15 protein-coding genes are annotated in these 18,768 nt (G+C 66.3%); 7 read left to right on the forward strand and 8 right to left on the reverse strand.

The annotated features are described in order from the left end of the window. Window positions 1-217 precede the first annotated feature (217 nt). Together QA609_RS20810 and QA609_RS20815 are read right to left on the reverse strand one after the other, a co-directional pair. Entirely contained in the window at window positions 218-1,759 is a 1,542-nt protein-coding gene (locus tag QA609_RS20810) for a PQQ-binding-like beta-propeller repeat protein (protein ID WP_278304544.1), read from the reverse strand. A gap of 294 nt (window positions 1,760-2,053) precedes the next feature. Beyond that, on the reverse strand, window positions 2,054-2,488 hold the full coding sequence (locus QA609_RS20815; RefSeq protein WP_278304545.1) for a universal stress protein: 435 nt from the start codon (window positions 2,486-2,488) through the stop codon (window positions 2,054-2,056). A 145-nt stretch (window positions 2,489-2,633) separates the two neighbouring features. Here QA609_RS20815 and QA609_RS20820 point away from each other — a divergent pair, with 145 nt between their 5' ends. The 3 genes from QA609_RS20820 to QA609_RS20830 all read left to right on the forward strand — a co-directional run bounded on the left by QA609_RS20820 (window position 2,634) and on the right by QA609_RS20830 (window position 5,190). Further along, complete coding sequence (locus tag QA609_RS20820; protein ID WP_278304546.1) at window positions 2,634-2,939, forward strand: hypothetical protein; 306 nt, start codon at window positions 2,634-2,636, stop codon at window positions 2,937-2,939. A gap of 304 nt (window positions 2,940-3,243) precedes the next feature. Continuing rightward, window positions 3,244-4,074 carry a hypothetical protein gene (locus QA609_RS20825; protein ID WP_278304547.1) on the forward strand — a complete coding sequence of 277 codons (831 nt, stop codon included), beginning with the start codon at window positions 3,244-3,246 and terminating at the stop codon, window positions 4,072-4,074. Window positions 4,075-4,188: 114 nt separating this feature from the next. Further along, window positions 4,189-5,190 (forward strand): rhodanese-like domain-containing protein, encoded by a 1,002-nt coding sequence (locus QA609_RS20830; RefSeq protein WP_278304548.1) that lies wholly within the window; start codon window positions 4,189-4,191, stop codon window positions 5,188-5,190. 96 nt (window positions 5,191-5,286) lie between these two features. Here QA609_RS20830 and QA609_RS20835 read toward each other — a convergent pair whose 3' ends face one another. The 6 genes from QA609_RS20835 to QA609_RS20860 form a co-directional block, all read right to left on the reverse strand. Next, on the reverse strand, window positions 5,287-6,633 hold the full coding sequence (locus QA609_RS20835) for a ribonuclease J (protein WP_278304549.1): 1,347 nt from the start codon (window positions 6,631-6,633) through the stop codon (window positions 5,287-5,289). Between the two features lie 216 nt (window positions 6,634-6,849). Beyond that, a complete protein-coding gene (locus tag QA609_RS20840) occupies window positions 6,850-8,322 on the reverse strand; it encodes a hypothetical protein (RefSeq protein WP_278304550.1) in 1,473 nt (490 codons plus the stop codon). A 255-nt stretch (window positions 8,323-8,577) separates the two neighbouring features. Beyond that, a complete protein-coding gene (locus tag QA609_RS20845; RefSeq protein ID WP_278304551.1) occupies window positions 8,578-8,727 on the reverse strand; it encodes a hypothetical protein in 150 nt (49 codons plus the stop codon). A gap of 112 nt (window positions 8,728-8,839) precedes the next feature. Next, window positions 8,840-10,036, reverse strand: coding sequence for an MFS transporter (locus QA609_RS20850; protein WP_278304552.1), 1,197 nt, complete (start codon window positions 10,034-10,036; stop codon window positions 8,840-8,842). Window positions 10,037-10,115: 79 nt separating this feature from the next. Continuing rightward, window positions 10,116-11,465 carry a polysaccharide deacetylase family protein gene (locus tag QA609_RS20855; RefSeq protein WP_278304553.1) on the reverse strand — a complete coding sequence of 450 codons (1,350 nt, stop codon included), beginning with the start codon at window positions 11,463-11,465 and terminating at the stop codon, window positions 10,116-10,118. Window positions 11,466-11,662: 197 nt separating this feature from the next. Further along, on the reverse strand, window positions 11,663-12,895 hold the full coding sequence (locus tag QA609_RS20860) for a PQQ-binding-like beta-propeller repeat protein (RefSeq protein WP_278304554.1): 1,233 nt from the start codon (window positions 12,893-12,895) through the stop codon (window positions 11,663-11,665). Between the two features lie 113 nt (window positions 12,896-13,008). Between QA609_RS20860 and QA609_RS20865 the strand changes: the two genes are divergently transcribed. The 4 genes from QA609_RS20865 (at window position 13,009) to QA609_RS20880 (ending at window position 18,758) form a co-directional block, all read left to right on the forward strand. Beyond that, complete coding sequence (locus QA609_RS20865) at window positions 13,009-14,724, forward strand: aldehyde ferredoxin oxidoreductase C-terminal domain-containing protein (RefSeq protein WP_278304555.1); 1,716 nt, start codon at window positions 13,009-13,011, stop codon at window positions 14,722-14,724. Between the two features lie 428 nt (window positions 14,725-15,152). Next, window positions 15,153-16,415, forward strand: coding sequence for a four-carbon acid sugar kinase family protein (locus QA609_RS20870; protein WP_278304556.1), 1,263 nt, complete (start codon window positions 15,153-15,155; stop codon window positions 16,413-16,415). After that, window positions 16,402-17,442 carry a 4-hydroxythreonine-4-phosphate dehydrogenase PdxA gene (gene pdxA, locus QA609_RS20875; RefSeq protein ID WP_278304557.1) on the forward strand — a complete coding sequence of 347 codons (1,041 nt, stop codon included), beginning with the start codon at window positions 16,402-16,404 and terminating at the stop codon, window positions 17,440-17,442. The genes QA609_RS20870 and pdxA overlap by 14 nt, the downstream gene beginning before the upstream one ends. Continuing rightward, window positions 17,439-18,758, forward strand: coding sequence for a lactate racemase domain-containing protein (locus QA609_RS20880; RefSeq protein WP_278304558.1), 1,320 nt, complete (start codon window positions 17,439-17,441; stop codon window positions 18,756-18,758). Before pdxA ends, QA609_RS20880 begins: the two co-directional genes overlap by 4 nt. The last annotated feature ends 10 nt before the right edge of the window (window positions 18,759-18,768 follow it).

Consider the following 18,768-nt stretch of genomic DNA (forward strand, 5'->3'; position numbering starts at 1 on the left):
CGGTGGTATACTGAATAAAGTCCGTCGGTCGGGACACTCGGCCGTTCGCCGCCCGAGACCCCCTACACCGGACCCGGTAGAGGAGGGAATCTCGCGGAGAAGCGGCGGGCGGTAGCCGTGGTTCGGCGTTTTCCAGGGCTGGACCACGGCTCGCCTCGGTGTTCAGTGGTTACTGCGGTGCAAAAGGCGTGAGCGAGGGCTATTCTGGGATGGGTTGTCAGTCCTGCTGTTCTTCAGGGCCCGCACGTCGGCGCAGCCACTCGAGGCCGAGCACGCCGCCGGCGATCCCGGCGCCCGTCGTGAATCCGGGCGTTGCCTCGGCGTCGTCCTCCTCGGGCTCGGGATCGGCGTCGTCGGTCACGTCCTCATCGTCGTCGGCTTCGTCCGCGGAAGAGTCGTCGTCGCTCGGGTCGTCCGCCGTTCCCTTCCCTTCGGCTTCCTCCTCGTCGCCGTCCTCGCCTTCTTCCTCTGTTTCTTCCGTCCCGTCGTCACCCTGCGAGTCGTCCGCTTCGCCGCTTTCCGACTCCCCGTCTTCGTCCGCTTCCTCGTCGGCGTCCTCGCGCTCCTCGAGTTCGGCCTCCGAGCGAATCGCGAGCAGTCGATCGCTGCCTCGTCCGTAGACGGTTCCCTTGACGAGGGTCGCGTCTAGTCGGGGTACCCCGTCCTCATCGTCCGGAACGACGGACCACTTCACGGCACCGTCCTCGTCGAACACGAACAGGCCGTGCTCGTCCTCCTCGACGTCCTCCTGACTGCCGTCGATTCCGACGTAGATCCCGTCGGCGGCGACGACCGGCTGCTGGGCTTGTTTGATCGGCTGGTCGGGATCCCACACCTGTTCGCCAGTTTCGCGGTCGAAGCCGGCCGCGTCGTACGTCGGGTTCGTGTAGACGCGATCTTCGGTGATCGTCGCGGGAACGTTGCCGTCGTACCGCTCCCCCTCCTCGCCGGTTTCGGTGTCGTACAGGACGACGTTACTGGGGTACGGCCCCTCACCGTCGTCCATAGCGACGGCGACGGAGCCCTGGGCTGCGATGATCGGATCGTGACTGACGGTCCGTTCCATCTCGTCGGGAATCTCGGACGTCCAGCGCTCGGAGCCGTCCTCGAGTTCGCGTGCGAAGACGTACGACTCGCTGCACGCGAACACCGCCCCGTCGGCGACGGGCGGAGCACCGTTCGTGTAAAACTCCTCTTCGGCCTCGAAGCTCCAGCGCTCGGAGCCGTCCGAATCGAACGCGTACAGCGCCGTCTCGGAGAGGGTGTACACGCCACCGTCGTAGACGTTCGGGGGCGTGAGCTCCCCCTCGTCCTCGAGGTCGGCTTGCCAGCGAACGCTTCCGTCGTCGGCGTCCAGCGCGGTCAGCGAATCGCCGCCGACGTAGAGGGTTCCGGAGTCGATCGCCGGCGTTCCGGACGCGCCGACGGCGTCGCTCTCCCAGCGTACCGACCCGTCCTCGGCATCTAGCGCGTGAACTTCCTCGTCGGTCGTCTGGTACACTGTTCCGTTCCGAACCGCGATCGGACCGCCGCGGTCGCGTTCCCAGTCGATCGCGACGGGCGCCTCCGGGCCGGACCGATCGGGGAAGTAGGCGTTGTTGCCGGGGGTTCCTCTGGTCGACGTCCAGCCGTCTTCGGACTCGACGTTCGATTCGTGGCTCTCGCCCGTGGCGGCCGTTCCGACCGACCCGAGAATCCCGCTGACTGCGAGCGCTCCGCCGCTCGCTGCGAGGAGCTTCCGGCGCGTTGACAACAACATACGTTAGGAGTCTGGCAGGCCCCATCATAATTACCGACGACGTAGAAACTTTCGACCCGAAAACAGTCGGGCCGAACGGTTGTGCCGGAGTTCGAACGAGGTACGAGCGCCCGCTACGGCGAATCGATCCCTCAAGGCCAAACGAATCGGGCGACGGAGATCACGCTTTCGCCGCTAGCAGCGCGCTCGAGGGAGGAGACTCTGCAACGGTACTGTCTTTGCGGGGTGGCGTGACGACGGTCACTCTGCCGGCGGAACGGACGTGAAACAGTTGCCACGAGCCGAACCGTCCGTTCACCGGACGATCGTCACCGGTACCGGCGATCGTCGGGCGACTGTCTCGGCGATACTGCCCAGCAGGATTCGACTCGCACCGGTTCGGCCGTGGCTGCCGAGCACGACGTGATCCACGCCGCGGTCCTCGGCGTAGTCGACGATCGTCTCCGAGACGTCGCCGATCACGTACTCGGTCTCGAGTTCGACGTCGGCGTCTGCGGCCCGTCTGCGTGCGGTTTCGAGCAGGTTTTCGGCCTCCGTTTCGTGCTCGTCGCGGATCCGTTCGTAGTTCGACAGCGATCCGGTCTCGAGCCCGGTCGCCGCGTAGATCTCGCTGGGATCGATCACGTGAAGGGCGGTGAGCCGAGCCGACGGGTACTCCTCGAGCGCGAACTCGAGGGCGTCCATCGATCGATCGGAGTCGTCGAAGGGAACCAGAACGCGGGAAACCATAGCTCCGGGTTCGGTCGGTTCGATTATAAAGCTCCGCCGTCGGCCGGATCCGAAACGTCGATCTCGACTACGAAACGCTCACGGGGACAGTCACGCTCGGCTCAAAATGTGCTAAGTACTCTCGAGCGGTACGTCCAGACATACCATGGACACCATCATCATCGCAGTGGTGGTCATCCTGCTCGGGGCGTGGTGGGCCAGACTGCTGGTCCGCCAGCGCGACGCCGACAACGACGACACCGCTCCGGAATCCGGTGACGGCGAGGACTCTCTCGACGGGTTCGCATCTGGCGGATACCAGCCCGCAGGCGTGGAGTACTGGAGCCAGACTCACGAGCGGACGGTCGACCCCCACCCGCCCGCTCCGGGGGTCTGCCCGACCTGCGAGACCGAGAACGACCCCACCTACACGTACTGTCGGAACTGCGTCGGGCGTCTTCGACCCGCGTAGCCGACGTCCTTTTCCCAGGGTTGTCCTTGGTTAGATCATCTCTTGGGTTGGTATAGAGAGATTGTTCAGGGTTGTTTTTATTTCCCTACCCTGTCATCCAATTAGTGTGTTGAGCAGGCGATATTTATGTGACGAGTCGGGCTCACCGTTCCGCTGTCGACCTCGTCAGTCCCGAAGTACGGTTTCGCCCGTGTCCCGTCCCGCGAGCGGTCGGGTATAGTATTCTTTCTTGGTTGTGCGTTATCACACACGACCGCGCAGGATCTTCACTATTCTTCTCCTTACTGTGGATCGCAGACCTATCATGAACGACGACACCCCAGAACGCGACACCGAATCGCCTCGCTTCTCACCCGTCACACGCCGGACGGCTCTCGGCGTCCTCGGTACCAGTGCGGTCGGCATCGGCGCGGCCGGCTCCGCCAGCGCGGACGGCCACGAGGACGAGTTCCACATCGAGGCTGCCGGGCCGAACGTGGACGCGATGGTCACCGCGGACGGCGAGGGCCTGCCAGATGAGCCGGACCCGGAGACCGAACTCTTCGACGCGGAGCCGGAGTTTCCGCCGTTCGTGAACTTCGAGCAGATGCGGGAGGAACACAACTCGGGTGCCGTCAACCGCTATCTGCAGGAACACGGCGTTCCGAACCTCCTGTCGTCCCGGCGACTGGTCGTTCAGCCGGACGCCGAGGCCGACGGCGCGGCGACCTGGGAGGAGTTCAGCGGCGCGAGCGCGACCGCCACCGTCGAACCCGCCAGCGCGAGTCAGGGTGGACGAAACTGCTCGCACGTTACCGTCGAGTTCGACGGGCTCTATCCCGATGGCATCTACACCGTCTGGGTCGTCCACGAACCCGGGAACCACCGACCGCTCGGCGGTAACGACGGCGGCGAGAACGCCTTCACCGCGGACGGCGATGGCCACTACACCCTCGAGGCCGTCGACCACCCCGACGAGCTGACCCTGCCGCCGGCCGAGAGCGGCGACGACTTCCCGATCACACAGCAGCCGCTCCACGAGATTCCGGGCGAGTTCTTCTTCGTCGTCGCCTACCACTACGACAACCGGACCTGGGGGCCCCAGCCGGGGCCGTTCTGGGTTCCGCAGCTGGTCATCAACCAGTTCGACCACTGATCGCTTCGTTCGCTCAACGAGCCGTCGTGGGTCCCGTGGCGATCGAGCTCGATCGTTCGAACGGCGGGAACGACCGCGAAACCGCGTTGTACACACAGCGCGAAGGAAACGACGATGAACACCGGGTCAACGACGCGGCGAGCGGTTCTCCGTACCGCAAGCGTAGCCGCTACCGCGGCGATAGCCGGCTGTCTCGGCACGCTCCGCGAGGACGATCCGGAGAACTACACGACGCCGGCAGCCGCCGAGTTCGACGATGTCGTCGACAGCAGCTGGCTCGAGGACAATCTCGAGTCGGTGAAGCTGCTCGACGTGCGAGACGAGTCCGAGTTTACCGAGGGTCACGTCGCGGGCGCCCACCGGCTCCCCGACACCGAGCTGATGCGGAATCACTACGAGGAGACCGACGACGGCTACGAGGCCTCACCGGAGGTGATCGCAGAGATCGCGGCCGACGCCGGAATCGAGCCCGACGACGACGTCGTCGTCTACGGCGAGGGGTCGAATCTCTGGGAGACGTACGCGATCTACACGCTCCGGGCGATCGGCCACGACGGCACCGTCGCCCTGCTTGACGGCGGGTACACCGTCTGGGAGGCCGCCGACGGGGCGATCGAGACCGGAACCCCAGACGCCGAGAGCGCGCGGTACGAGCCCGAACTCGACACGAACGTCGTCGCGACGCGTGCTCGCGTCGCCGAGCGCGTCCACGAGGACGGCGCCGACGTCCAGCTCGTCGATAACAGAACTCCCGAGGAGTACCGCGGGGAGGACGACGACGACCGCGTGACCCGCCACGGTCATATCACCGGTGCGATCAACGTCGACTTCCCGCAGAACCTCGTCGACGACGGCGCGAGGCTGCGTTCGCCCGAGGAACTCGAGCGGTTGTGGCTCGAGGACGCCGGTCTCGACCCCGGTGAAGAGACGATCTCCTACTGTACGACCGCCGTCCGCGGGTCGGTCGGCTGGTTCGTAATGGAACAGCTCGGCTGGGAGGAGTGTCGGAACTACGAGGGCAGCTGGCTCGACTGGGGGCTACTCACCGAGGACGACGGCTACTACTACAGCTCCTGTGCGGATTCCGGCACCGTGGTCGACACGTTCGCCGACTGAGCCGGCCTCGGTTCGAAACGAACGGGTAGCCACGCGGCCCGCGAACGACGAACGCGGGTCCGCTGCACTCGTGAGGGCCGAACCGGCGGAGCCCGTTTAGACCAACTGAATGATGTTCCCGTTGTGGGTCACGTGGAGATCCCGCCCCATCTTGTATCCCTGGTTGGATGCGAGGTCGACGTACCCCGAGAAGCCGCTCATGTTCTGGTGAGCGGGGATGAGATGCTGGGGCTGGAGCGCGTCGAGCATCTCGTAGTGGCCCTCTCGACAGAGGTGGCCCGAGACGTGGACGTCGTCGTAGACGCGGGCGCCCTGCATGCCGAGGAGCTTCTCGGCCTGGTAGCGCTGACCCTCGTTCGTGGGCTCGGGGATGACACGGGCCGAGAAGACAACCTTGTCGCCCTCCTCGAGATCGTACGGGGTCTCGCCGCGGGCCATCCGGGTGAGCAGCGCTCGCGGCTCGCCCTGGTGGCCCGTCACGACGGGCAGGAAGTTGCCCTTGCCGTCGTTCATGATTCGCTCTAAGGTCTGGTCGATGGATCGGCGGTAGCCGACCATTTCGACGTCCGACGGGAAGTCGATACCGACCTGCTTTGCGGTACCGGAGTACTGCTCCATCGATCGGCCGAGCAGGATCGGCTGGCGGCCGATCTCCCGCGCGAACTCGATGATCGACTTGACTCGAGCGATGTGACTCGAGAACGTCGAGGCGACGATCCCGCCGTTGTAGTCCTCCATGCTGTAGAGGACGTCCCGCAGGTGTTCGCGAGCGACGTTCTCGCTGGGGGTCCGTCCCTTCTTGTTCGCGTTCGTACAGTCCTCGATGTAACACAGCACGCCGTCGCCCTCGCGGCCGATCTCGCGGAACCGCTCCATGTCGATCGGGTCGCCGATGACCGGCGTGTGGTCCATGCGCTTGTCCAGCCCGTAGACGACCGCACCCTCGGGGGTGTGAAGCACGGGGTTGATCGCCTGGACGATCGAGTGGGTGACGTTGACGAACTCGAGGTCGACCGCTCCGGAGTCGCCGATCGACATCGTCTCGCCGGCCTCCATCTCGACGATATCGTTGTCGAAGCCGAACTTCTGCTCGTCGTCGACCTCCTCGCGGACCAGTTCACAGGTAAACGGCGTCGCCACGACCGGCGCGTCGTACCGGTGGGCCAGTTTGGAGATGGCACCGATGTGATCTAAGTGGCCGTGGCTCGGGACGATCGCCTGAACGTCGCCCTCGAGGTCGCTCATGATCCGGTCGTCCGGGATCGCGCCCATGTCGATCAGATCCAGACTGTGCATCCCTTCCGTCCGGAGGTTGTCGTGTATGAGGACCTTCGACAGGTTCAGCCCCATGTCGAAGATCACGATGTCGTCGCCGGCGCGAACCGCGGTCATCTGTCGGCCGACTTCCTCGTAACCGCCAATCGTTGCAATTTCGATTTCCATTGGTAGACCCGATCATAGCAGTCCTAGCGAACAGTCCCGGAGCCCGAACGGCTGCGGTCGAAGGAACGAAACGGCCGGTGACGTGAGAATTCACGTCCTTGGCGTTACACTGTTCCCGACTGTGCCAAGGACAGCGCCTCTTTCGGTTACTCGGACGGTGACGCCCCAGACGTAAGTACTCCCGGGGTCTCGCCGCGGAACCGCGCGACGGCCGGATCACTCGAGCCAGTCGACGAACGCCTCGCCGGCCGTCGCCCGCCGGATGTACGTCCGCTGCATCCCCGCTACTGCGCTCTCGAACGTCGCTCCGTCATCGAGTCGGCGTCGAACCTCGCGGCGTTTCCACGTGCTCGGGGACGTCCGGGCGTCCCACCGCGCCTCGATCGGCTCGAGCAGGGCGTCGATGCGGGCGGACTCGAGGCCCCGGTCGTCGAGTCCGAGCCGAGCCAGTTCGAACAGTTCCTCGTAGATCTCCGCCGGTTCGCCGGTTCGGGTTCCGTCGCGGGTAACCCACTCGAGATCGGCCTCGAGACCGTTCTCGACGGCCGCGTAGAACGACTCGCGGGCGGCCGTCCAGGGGAGCGCCGCCAGGGGGTGGTCGGTCGCGACGATACCGTGGACGAGGCCGACGACCAGCGCCTGGAAGCCGATCACGTCCGCGACGGCGGGCTGAGCCGCGAGCGGGCGGTACTCGAGGCGCGGCCCCTCGGGACCGAGGATCGGCCGGATCCACCGCCAGCAGGTGCCTTGCTTGTGCAACAGCTCCCAGTAGTCGTCGGCAAAGCCCTCGCGAGAGTCCGCTCGGAGCCACTCGCGCAGCGCGGGGACACACGGGCGGTCCGCGACGATTCGATCGATCGCGTCGACCGGCGCCTCGAGGTCCCGGGGGAACCTGACCTTCCCCGGGTCGCAGACGTTCATGGACTCGAACACCGGGACGCGGAGCTCGACCGGTCCCTCGAGGGCGGCTTCGGGATCGTCGTACAGCTCCGGCGGCAGGAACGGCGCGTTCGCCGCCAGGGCGAGTACGGGACCTGCCGTGCGCAACGCGACGTTGAAGGCGTCGGGAAAGCTCGGAGTCGGCACCTGGAGGTGGACCTGCATCGAGGCGGCGAGTGACTCGATGAGGATCGTCGGGAACGACCGCCGACAGCCCGTGACGTCGAGTTCGACCGGGCCGTGAGCGGTGATATCCGCGTCGAGCGCGTAGTAGCGCGGCCTGGGTGCGACGTTCGTCGGAACGCGGGTCCCGTCCTGGTCGCTGTCGACCGCATCCAGGTAGGCTCGAGCCCCCTCCGGCGGCGGAGTCGTCCACAGTCCGTCGGTGACGAACCGCACGTCCTCGCGTTTGCAGACTTGGCTCACTGCGTCGACGCGGTCGGCGAGTTCGTCCGCTTGAGCGTCGATTCCCGCCGGATCGAACCGCGAGACGGGCGTGTTTACCTCCGCGTTGTGTCGGCCGAGTTCCCGCTCGCAAACGCCGTCGAACGCCGGCTCGGGAACGGCCGCGAGCCGCCCCTCGGAATCGGCGGCGTACCCCTCGAGCTCGAGGCCGAGGCGGAATCCGCCCTCGAACGCGCCCGCGGCGAACGCCTCGCGAAGCGCGTCGGCCTGCTCGTCCACTCGTCGAGCGAACTCGGCACGGGTGCGGTCCCGCCGCGTCTCGCGGACGAACTCCACAGGATCCATTTGCCATATATGGGGTGTGTTAGCACATTAATCTACTCCGTCGGCAGAGCCGACGGCCATTTCGAGCTCGCCGGCGGGGAGTAACCGTTCGAGACCGACTTCCGGCGCGACGCTCGAGGATCGAGGCGTCGCTACGGGAGTCGAGAACGAGAGGCGACGTTCGACCGAAGATCGGGTCCGAACTCGCCGAAAACGGCAGGAAAGAGCAGAGAGACGCGACCGTCGCCGTTCTCAGCCGTGAACGGCCGGCGCGTCTCAGTAGCCGAAGTAGACGTCGAGCGCGAGACCGGTCGAGACGAGGAGGGCAAACGCGATGACGAAGGCGAGCAGCGCGGTCTGACGCTGGAGAAGCGGTTCGTACGATTCTACATCAGGAGTGCCTGGAAGATAGGGCTTTGTCCTCATGGATGTATAAAGGAACTGCAGGCATAAAGTGTTGTTTCGAGCTGCGTCACCACTACTCACTTGCGAAACCGTGTTTCGAGAACCGTCAACACATCTCGAATGGGGCCGGCGATCAGTACTCGATCGAGACGAACACGATCAGAAAGATCACACCGGCGAGGGCGCCGATACCGAGAAACGCCTCGTCGAAGTAGCCGCGGTCGGCGATCGCACCGAAGACGACCGGGCTCGCCGCACCGATCGCGAGGTAGACGGTTCGGAGCGCCCCCAGATTCGTCCCCTGGGTCCCGTCCGGCAGTCGCTGCGTGAGATCAGAGATCACGACCGTCTCGAATCCGAGGAGGCTGCTCGCGAGCACGGTCACGAGGGCGAACGCCCAGACGGTCTCGACGAAGGGGAGCACCACGAGGGCCAGCCCGGCCGAACTCACGACCGTCAGCAGCGGGACTCGGACGCCTAGACCGTCGTAGGCACGGCCGGCGATCGGCTTCAACACGATTCCGAGCGCGAAGAAGAACCCGAACAGGACGGCCGCCGTCTGCGCCGAGAACCCCCGCTCGTCGATCAGGAACGTCGGGTAGAACCCCATGAACGCCTGGATGATCACCCCCCACAGCACGAGCAACAGGGTACCCCGGAGCACGACCGGCTGCGAGAGCGTCGGGACGACGTCCTCGAGTGCGAACTGCTCGCGCAGCGGTGCCGCCGCGGTCGACTGACTCGGAAGCGTCCACCAGAGCCCGACCGCGGCGACGAGAAAGAGGGGAACGGCGAACCCGAACCCGTACTGCCAGCCGACCGTAACGGCGAGGACCCCGGCGAGCGGTGGCATCACCGCGTTGCCGACGTCTCCGGCGGCCATCGTCGCACCCGTCGCCGTGCCGAGCTGGTCGGGGTAGATCTTGTCGAGGATCGTAAACCGGGAGACGCCGTACAGGGCGGTCCCGGCGCCGAACAGGGCCGTGGCAGCGAAGAGGACGACCGCCGAGTTCGCGAGGACGACGAGCGCGAGCATCGTCGCCGCGAGCAGGGAACTGACGATCAGGAGGATACGTTCGCCGGCCCAGTCGGCGAGGATACCGCCGGGAAGCTGCCCGAACGCGTACGCGATCCACAGTACCGTTAGGAGGAAGCCGGCGGTCGTGAGCGTGAGTCCGTACGAATCGCGGATGTGGGGCAACAGCGTGGGGTAGATCATCCGGACGCTGATCGACAGGAACCAGCCGAAGGCGACGGCGAGCAGGATCCTCCCGCGCCCATCGCTCCGGAGGTCGGTGATCGCGTCTCTCACCGTCGCGCGATAGTTCACGAGGGGTGAACGCTCGGTTGCGGTCTTGAGTCTTGCGACCTCCGTCGGACGCCGGCGGACGAGCCGACGCCGCGCTCGCTCAGTGTCCGCTCCGGCGCATCGCCCAGAGGTCGTCGAAGTCGATGACCTCGACGTCGTCGCCCTTCCCGTCGATGTACTCGAGCAGTTCCTCGTACTCCGATTCGGACACCGTATTGTGCTGATCGAAGGCGTGGAAGTTCAGGATCGTACACTGTCGGTGGGCCGCGGCGCGGTCGACACACCGCTTGGCGATCCCCAGGTCGTGGCCGATCGTCCGGGGCATCGCCAGCGGGTCGAAGCCGGCGACGCCGGTGAGGTTGACGTCGCCGGCCTGGTTGAACCCGCCCGCATAGTAGTAGTTCGAGACGATATCGAGCACCCGGTCGTCGAAGTCGTTGTGCGGGAAGACGAGGTAGTGGCCTCCCTCGAGTTCGGCGTTGACGGCCCAGTTCTTGTCCGTTCGCAGTGCGTCGTCGAGGTCCCCGTCGCTGAGATCCGAGAACTCGGTGTGCGTGCCGTGGGCGACGATCTGGTCGCCGGCCTCCTGGCGCTCCTTGAGTTGGCCGATCGTCATAATTCCGTCGCGCTGGCCTCTCGTCCACTGACGAACGGCGGCCTGAACCGCGTTGACGCCGTACTCGTCGTGCATCGGACTCGCCGTCTCGTAGAAGTCCTCGAACCCGTCGTCCCAGCACAGTACCACGTACCCCTTCTCGGGTTTCGGGTGGGTGCGCAGGTCGTCGACCCAGACCTCCGCGTCGCCGGTGTTGTGAACGGTGATCCGGACCGTATCGATGGCGTCACGCTCGAGCGGGGTCGAACTCTGTTCGAAAAGGCCGGGACAGGTCCGGAACCAGCCGACGTCCGACGTGCGGTACGTGACCGACCGGAGCTGGTGACTCGCGTACCCGCCGTAGAGATCCAGAAGCTGGATGTCGATCGCGATGTTGCCCGGCGTCGACGTTCGAACGGCCATCGAAACGTCGAGATCGGTCATATCTGTCGTCTCGATCTCGGTTTCGACGACGGCGTTACCACCGTCTTCGGCCGTCAGCCGGAGACTCTGGGAGCCGTCGAAGTAGGTCCCCTCGTCCGGCTCGGCCGTCCCGTCGACGACGTCCCAGTCGTCGGAATCCTCGAAATTCTCGAGCTGTTCGCCCGGTTGGCGGAACTCCTCGCGACTGTCGTACTCCGTTTCGACCGCGAGTTCGGGCGATTCGACGCCATCGTCGGTTGTCGGCTCCGCACTGCTCGTCTCCTCACCGGTACCGTCGTCGTTGTCGCCGTTGCCGTCCCCGCCGTTCGGAAGCGCGGAGTTCATCTGATCCATGCACCCAGCCACGGCCGCGAACGCCGTTGCACTGGAGGCAGCGAGGAACCGTCGTCGGCCGTTGGATTTCTCGGTCATCGATACTAGTTAGATATCAGAACAGTTTCTTTGTTATACAGTGATTAGTCACCGATAACACGTACATTAGATATCATCATTTAAAATCTGGAAAGATAGGTTCGTGAAACATCTCGCGGCATATATCAGTAATAGTGAGCTCGGCCCCAATTGGTAATAATGGAGTTAATTCTTCTCTAGGTATGTGTATCGCCGGCTCATCGAGGCCGTGGAAGTGGGTACGTCCTCGCCCCGAACATCACTCGACCAGTGACCACGAGCGTATGCCGTATCGTGGCAAACCCGCCGAAACGCCTCTCCGAGGGGACGTTGCCACACCGGTCGTCGTCTCGGACGTCGACGAGCAGGAACGCTCGAGACACGTCCCCCGTTTCCGGCTCGAGTTCGGTGTAGACGCCGCGCTGGTCGAGGGCGCCGACGGCGTCGGTTCCCGCCTCGAGTGCGGCGATCCGTGCGGGGCCGTCGTACTGCCAGCGTTCGGATCCGTCGGCGTCGTACGCGGTCACGCGGCCGTCCAGGTCGCCGACGTACAACGCCTCATCGGAACCCCGCATCGCCCGGACGAAGCCGTCGGTCTCGGTCTCGCGTTCGTCGTCACCCCGGTCGCTGGCGAGGCGATCGCGGATCGTTCCCGACGCCGGATCGAACCCGACTACCGTTCCGTCCTCCCGGGGGATCCACCCGCTCCCGGCGAACGAGACCGGGCTGCCGGTCCAGTCGACGCTTCCCTCGAGGTCTCCCTCCCACCGTCGATCACCCGTCTCGGGGTCGACACCCACCAGCGTTCCCGCTCGCGTGGCGACGACGACCGTCTCCTCGAGCAGCCCGAGCCCGTTCGAGACCGGCGCGTCGAGTTCGGTCGCCCACCGGAGCTCCCCCTCGCTCGCCGAGACGCCGACGACGACGTTCGACCCCTCGAGCTCGTCGTGATCCGGATCGTTGACCGAGGCGACGACGGTGTCGTCGTGGACGAGCGTCGCGACGCCCATGTGTCCCTCGACGTTACCGCCCGCGTCGAACTCCCACTCGAGCCCGCCGGTCTCGCGGTCGAACGCGAGCAGTGTGTTCTCGCCGGTCGAGGCGAACACGCGGTCGTCGGTCGGTCGGGGGCGTCCGATCCCGCCCGCGAGTTCACGCCTGGCGACCCACTTCGGCTCTCCGCTCGGCTCGAGCGCGAGCAGCCGGAACATCCGGGATCCGGAGCTCATCTGTACGATTCCCGCTCCGCCACCGACGAAGACCGTCGTGCTGTCGACGACCGGTTCCGACCAGGCGTCGAACGTCGACTCCCAGAACTCCCGGTCCGGCTCGAGGAACTCCGGACAGTCCACTGTGTCGGAGCCGCGGACGTACCAGTAGCCACCCCCGGCGAGCCCCGCAGCGCTGGCGCCCAGCACGCCGAGCAGTTGTCGTCTGCTGAGCGACTCCATACTCTCAGAGCCCTCCACCACCACGAAAGTCTTTTGAAGGAATGTATGTGGGGAACCGTTCCACAACGGAACGCCGGCGAACGCTTAAGCCTCTCATTCGTGATTGATCGTTCATGCTCCGCGCGAAAGGGCCACTGCTGACCGTCGACGTCGGCGAGCGAACCGCGACCGAGACGACCATCGACGACCATCTCGAGGCGTGCGTCGGCGGTCGGGCCGTCGCGACGGCGCTGGCCCACGACCGCATCCCGTTCGAGGCGGACCCGTTCGGACCGGAGAACCGGCTCTACCTCTCGACCGGACCCTTACAGCAGTCGAAGATGTCGTTTACCGGTCGGATGAACATGACAGGGCTGTCGCCGCTGACCGACGGCCTCGTCTCGACGAACGCCGGCGGCTACCTCTCGCGGAACTTCGTCGACACGGGGATCAGCGCCCTCGAGGTCGTCGGCGAGAGCGACGAACTGCTGGCCGTCCACGTGACCGACGGCGCCGACGAGTCGCACTCGTCGGGCGGCGAGACGGCGTCTCGCCCGCGCGTCGAGTTCGAGGCGGTTCCCGAACTCGAGGGGGCGACGGTTCCCGAAACTTCCGATTACATCGAAGAGCACCACGACCTCGGCCCCGAGCACTGCGTCGTCGTCGGGCCCGCCGGCGAGAATCAGGTTCGGTTCGCCTCCGTGATGACGTACGACCACCGGGCGTTCGGCCGCGGCGGACTGGGCGCGGTGCTGGGCTCGAAGAACGTCAAGTGCGTCACGTTCGAGGGTGAGTCAGCACCGTCGGTCGAGATTCCGGACCCGCCGGAGATGGACATCCACGGCGAGGCGGCCCAGTCCGAGGACCTGATGCGCCGACAGGGGACGACCGGCAACACCGAGATGATCAACGAGGCGTTCTCGTTGCCGACCCGGTACTTTGCGGAGTATGAGTTCGAACACGCCGACGCGATCGGCGGCGACGCCGTCGAGGAGAAAAAGTACAAGAAAGGCGCCTGTTCGGCCTGCGCGTACGCCTGCAAGCTGCCGACTCGAGACGAGGAGAGCGGGCTCGAGACGGAGGGGCCGGAGTTCGAGACGGTCTACGCCTTTGGCTCCCTACAGGGCGTCGGCGACATCGTCGACGTCATGAAGAGCAACGACCTCTGTGACACCCTCGGGATGGACACCATCTCCGCGGGCGTCACCGTCGCGGCCTACCTCGCGAGCGAGGACGAGTTCGGCAACGCCGAACTCGCCCACGACGTGACCGAGCGGATCGCCCACCGGGAGGGGATCGGCGACCTGCTCGCCGAGGGCGTCGAGCGCTGTCACGACGAGCTGGGCGTCGACAGCTACGCCGTCAAGGGCCTCGAGCTGGCCGCACACGACGGGCGCGTCCTCAACGGACAGGGGCTCTCCTACGCCGTCGCGAACCGCGGCGGCGATCACATGTACGAGTCGCGGGTGATGTCCGCCGAGTACGGCGGTCGCATCGACCCCGAGGGAACGCTCGGCAAGGCCGAGGCCCTCGTCGAGGGGGAGAACGAGGCCGCGTTCCGCGACACGGGGATCGTCTGTGCGTTCGGCAGCGGCTACGTCACCGACGAGCGCCTCGAGGCGCTGTTCGACGCCGACCACGAGGACCTCCTCGAGATCGGCGCGCGGACGGTCGAACTCGAGCGTCACTTCAACAATCAGCGCGGCTTCGACCGGGAGGACGACCGACTGCCGTACGAGCTTCCCGACCTCGAGGCGGCCATCTCGGAGTACTACGAGGCCCGCGGGTGGAACGACGACGGGACGGTACCGTCTTCGGCGATCGAATCGGTGGCGTCAGCCGACGACTGACGAACGAGTCTCGATTCTCCGCCGAAATACCAACGAAGCTATACTACTTGTTGCTATAGTATTGTGGGAGGCTCGAAAGCTCCCGTGAGTTCGAAAGCGAATCGACCGGTCGACCGGTCACAGGAAATTCGGTTCTTCTGGTGTTCTATCCCCTCGAGCCGCGGGTCATGGCATCGGTCGACCCGAACGGGGATCGATCCCTCTTCTCGGCGGAGATACGGTACAGACAGCCGATTGTCGCGGATTAGAGGCGATGAACGGCCGATCAGACGCGACTCACTTCGATTCAACTATCGTGCTTTGTGTTCAGCTATTTATGAACAACCATTTTGGAAAGGAATGTAGATCGATGGTTCAGCTACCGAACCACTGAACGTCCGTAGGCCGAGAGGTGAACCGTTTTGTACGCGGGGTCGAGAGACGTCGCCATGAGCAGCGTACTCGTCCTCGCCGACGACTTCACGGGCGCGATGGATACCGGACACGGGTTCGCCGCCCGGGGCTGTGCCGTTCGGGTCGTCGTCACGGAGCCGAACGCCGACGACACAGACCGACCGTCCTCGGGTGAGTCGGACGTCCTCGCGGTCGATCTCGACACCCGCGACCTCGAGCCCACCGCCGCCTCCACGGCCGTCGCTTCGTTCCTCGAGCGTGGCCCCGTTCCAGAGGTCGTCTACAAGAAGATCGACTCGACGCTACGTGGAAACGTCGTCAGGGAGGTCGACGCCGCCCTCGAGGCGACCGGGGCGGAGCTGGCGGTCGTCGCGCCTGCCTTCCCCGGAACCGGCCGCGTGACGGTAAACGGGCGCCACCTCGTCGACGGACGGCCGCTCGAGGACGCCGGCTACGGGACCGACTCCGATCTTCCAGCGCTGTTCGAGAGTTCCGAGTACGACGTCGCGACCCTCTCCCTGGAGAGGGTTCTCGAGGGGGCCGACGCCGTCGCGGCCGCGCTCGCCAATCGCGGACGTGACGGCCCGGAGATCGTCGTCTGCGACGCGGTCCACGATCGCCACCTCGAGGCGATCGCGGCGGGCGCCCGGCGCTGTGATCGCGAGGTCCTCTACGTCGGCAGCGGTGGGCTGGCGAGTGCAGTGTCGGTACCGGATGCGTCGCGGTCGCCCCCGGAAGCGACCCCCGAGGGCGAGAGCGCCCTCGGGATCGTCGGCAGCGTCAACGAGCGCACGCTCGAGCAGCTCGAGGCCGTCCCCGACGACTGGCTCGTCGAACTCGATCCCGCTACGGCCGTCGCGAATCCCAGCGAAGCGGGCCGGGACGCCGCAGCGGAACTCGAGTCGGTCCGCCGAGCGCACGGACGGGCTGTTCTCGCGGGGGCGACTACGCGAGGCGACGTGGACCGCGCGAGCGAGGTCGCAGCCGAGCGCGGCGTCGACGCGGGCCCGAGGATCGCGCGGGCGCTTGGCGTCGCGACCGCGGAGGCGACCGAGACCGATCCGCCGGCGGGACTGCTGCTGACGGGCGGGGCGATCGCCCGAGCCGCACTCGAGGAGCTCTCTGCGAGCGCGATCGATCTCACCGGCGAGGCGGTCGTCGACGGCATTCCGGAGGGCGTGATCGGAGACGGCCCGGCGGCGGGAACCCCGATCGTGACGAAAGCGGGCGGGTTCGGCGACCGGAGGAGTATCGTTAACTGTCTGAGTTTCCTTGCTTCGAGCGATGAGCCAGAGTGAGCGACCAGTCGTCGCTGTAACGATGGGCGACCCCGCCGGCATCGGGAGCGAGATCGTTGCCGCCGCCTACCCGGCGTTGCTCGAGTACGCGAACCCGATCGTCGTCGGCGACGCGAGCGTGGTCCGTGCCGGCGTCGACGTCTCGGGTGCCGACCTCGAGATCGAGGCCGTCGACGCGGTCGCGGACGCGACGTTCGCCGAGGACGCGATCCCCGTCCTCGACCTCGACGCCGTCGCCGACCTCGAGTACGGCGTCGTCCGCGAGGAGTACGGCGAGGCGAGTCTCGCGTACATCGAACGCGCGATCGAACTCGCGGTCGACGGCGAGATCGACGCGATCGCGACGGCACCGATCAACAAGCAGTCGACGCGCCTGGCCGGCAGCGAGTACGCCGGCCACACCGGGATGTTGGCCGACTACACCGACACCGAGAACTACTCGATGATGCTCGTCGAGGACGACCTCGTCGTCACCCACGTCAGCACCCACGTCCCGCTGCGGGAGGCCTGCGAGCTGGTGACGACCGAGAACGTCCTCGAGACGATCCGGGTCACCGACGAGGGGCTGCGCGACCTCGGTATCGAGGAGCCGACGATCGCCGTTGCGGGTCTCAATCCCCACGCCAGCGACGGCGGCCTGCTGGGCGAGGAGGACGACGCCGAGATCCGCCCCGCCGTCGAGCGCGCCGCCGAGGAGGGGATCGACGTCCACGGTCCCGAGTCGCCCGACACCGTCTACGTCCAGGCCGCCCGCGGGGAGTACGACTGTGTCGTCTCGATGTATCACGACCAGGGCCACATCCCCATCAAGACGCTGGGCTTCTCGAGCGACGACGCCGTCTCCGGGGTCAACGTCACGATCGGCCTTCCGATCGTCCGTACGAGCGTCGACCACGGTACGGCCTTCGACATCGCCGGCGAGGGGATCGCCAGCGAGGCGAGCCTGATCGACGCGGTCGAGGTCGCCGCGGAGATGGCCGAGCGTCGACGCGAACGGGACAAAGTGCCGCCGAGGGGTGAGGGATGAACCTCGAGTTCCCCGACGCCGACGTCCTGCGGGCGACCAACGACCACACCGTCGCGGACCTCCCGCGGTTCGCCGTCGCCCGCCGCAAGCGGGAGCTCGAGTCGGTCGACGACGTCGAGGCCGCGGCCAGGGCCGCAGTGGACGAGATCGACGCCTTCGACTCGCTCCCGGCGGGTGCGGAGGTCGCCGTCACGGCCGGTAGCCGCGGGATCCACGACATGCCCGCGACGCTTGCGGCCGCCGTCGACGAACTCCAAGAGCGGGGATTCGAACCGTACATCATCCCCGCGATGGGGAGTCACGGCGGGGCGACCGCCGAGGGCCAGCGCGAGACTCTCGAGGCGCTGGGCGTCACGCCCGAGCGGATGGGCTGTGAGATCCGTTCGTCGATGGCCGTCGAGGCCGTCGGCGAGGACGCGCTCGGCCGTCCCGTCTACGCCGCGAAGGACGCCCTCGAGGCGGACGCCGTCCTCCTCGCGAACCGTGTGAAGGTCCACACAGACTTCAACGGCGCCGTCGAGAGCGGACTCTCGAAGATCGCGGTTATCGGCCTCGGAAAACATCGCGGCGCCGAATCGCTGCACAACGCCGCTATCGCCACCGAGTTCGCCGACGTGATTCAGGACCGGGCGGGGATCCTCCTCGAGGAGACGCCGATCGTCGGCGGCATCGCCCTGCTCGAGAACGCCGCCGACCGCGCGGCCCACATCGAGGGCGTACCCGCCGCCGAAATCCCCGAGCGCGAGCCCGAACTGCTCGAGAAGGCGCGGGGCTACTTCGCGCAGCTCCCCGTCGACGACCTCGATCTGCTCGTCGTCGACGAGGCCGGGAAGGAGAAATCGGGGACCGGGATGGACACGAACGTCCTCGGGCGGTACTCCTTCCACGGCGAGGACGAACCCGAGTCGCCGTCGATCACGCGGGTGTACGTCCGCTCGCTGACCGAGCCCTCCCACGGCAACGCCCTCGGGGTGGGCCTCGCGGACTTCGTCCACCGCGACTACGTCGCCGACATCGACTTCGAGGACACGTACGTCAACATCGTCACGAGCGGCGAGACCGATCGGGCGAAGATACCCTTCGTCGTCCCCGACGACGCGACCGCGTTCGTCGTCGCCTGTTCGACGACCGGGATCGCGGGACCGGAGGAGCTTCGGGCCGCCAGAATCCCGAGCACGATGGAGCCCGACTCGCTGGTCGTCTCCGAACCCGTTGCCGAGGAGTTGGCCGAGCGCGAGGACGTTGAGGTCGGCCCGCTCGAGCCGCTGTCGTTCGCGGACGAACGGCTGCCGCCGGATCCGTACGGACTCGAGTAGCTCCGGTAGC

This window comes from Natronococcus sp. A-GB7, assembly GCF_029688865.1.
Taxonomy (GTDB): domain Archaea; phylum Halobacteriota; class Halobacteria; order Halobacteriales; family Natrialbaceae; genus Natronococcus.

Excerpts from the sequence above, each read along its gene's own strand:
- QA609_RS20815 (WP_278304545.1), bottom strand. The coding sequence starts at position 2,488 with ATGGTTTCCCGCGTTCTGGTTCCCTTCGACGACTCCGATCGATCGATG.
- QA609_RS20860 (WP_278304554.1), bottom strand. The coding sequence starts at position 12,895 with ATGGAGTCGCTCAGCAGACGACAACTGCTCGGCGTGCTGGGCGCCAGC.
- QA609_RS20820 (WP_278304546.1), top strand. The coding sequence starts at position 2,634 with ATGGACACCATCATCATCGCAGTGGTGGTCATCCTGCTCGGGGCGTGG.
- QA609_RS20865 (WP_278304555.1), top strand. The coding sequence starts at position 13,009 with ATGCTCCGCGCGAAAGGGCCACTGCTGACCGTCGACGTCGGCGAGCGA.
- QA609_RS20830 (WP_278304548.1), top strand. The coding sequence starts at position 4,189 with ATGAACACCGGGTCAACGACGCGGCGAGCGGTTCTCCGTACCGCAAGC.
- QA609_RS20840 (WP_278304550.1), bottom strand. The coding sequence starts at position 8,322 with ATGGATCCTGTGGAGTTCGTCCGCGAGACGCGGCGGGACCGCACCCGT.
- QA609_RS20825 (WP_278304547.1), top strand. The coding sequence starts at position 3,244 with ATGAACGACGACACCCCAGAACGCGACACCGAATCGCCTCGCTTCTCA.
- QA609_RS20880 (WP_278304558.1), top strand. The coding sequence starts at position 17,439 with ATGAACCTCGAGTTCCCCGACGCCGACGTCCTGCGGGCGACCAACGAC.
- QA609_RS20870 (WP_278304556.1), top strand. The coding sequence starts at position 15,153 with ATGAGCAGCGTACTCGTCCTCGCCGACGACTTCACGGGCGCGATGGAT.
- QA609_RS20855 (WP_278304553.1), bottom strand. The coding sequence starts at position 11,465 with ATGACCGAGAAATCCAACGGCCGACGACGGTTCCTCGCTGCCTCCAGT.
- QA609_RS20835 (WP_278304549.1), bottom strand. The coding sequence starts at position 6,633 with ATGGAAATCGAAATTGCAACGATTGGCGGTTACGAGGAAGTCGGCCGA.
- QA609_RS20810 (WP_278304544.1), bottom strand. The coding sequence starts at position 1,759 with ATGTTGTTGTCAACGCGCCGGAAGCTCCTCGCAGCGAGCGGCGGAGCG.
- pdxA (WP_278304557.1), top strand. The coding sequence starts at position 16,402 with ATGAGCCAGAGTGAGCGACCAGTCGTCGCTGTAACGATGGGCGACCCC.
- QA609_RS20845 (WP_278304551.1), bottom strand. The coding sequence starts at position 8,727 with ATGAGGACAAAGCCCTATCTTCCAGGCACTCCTGATGTAGAATCGTAC.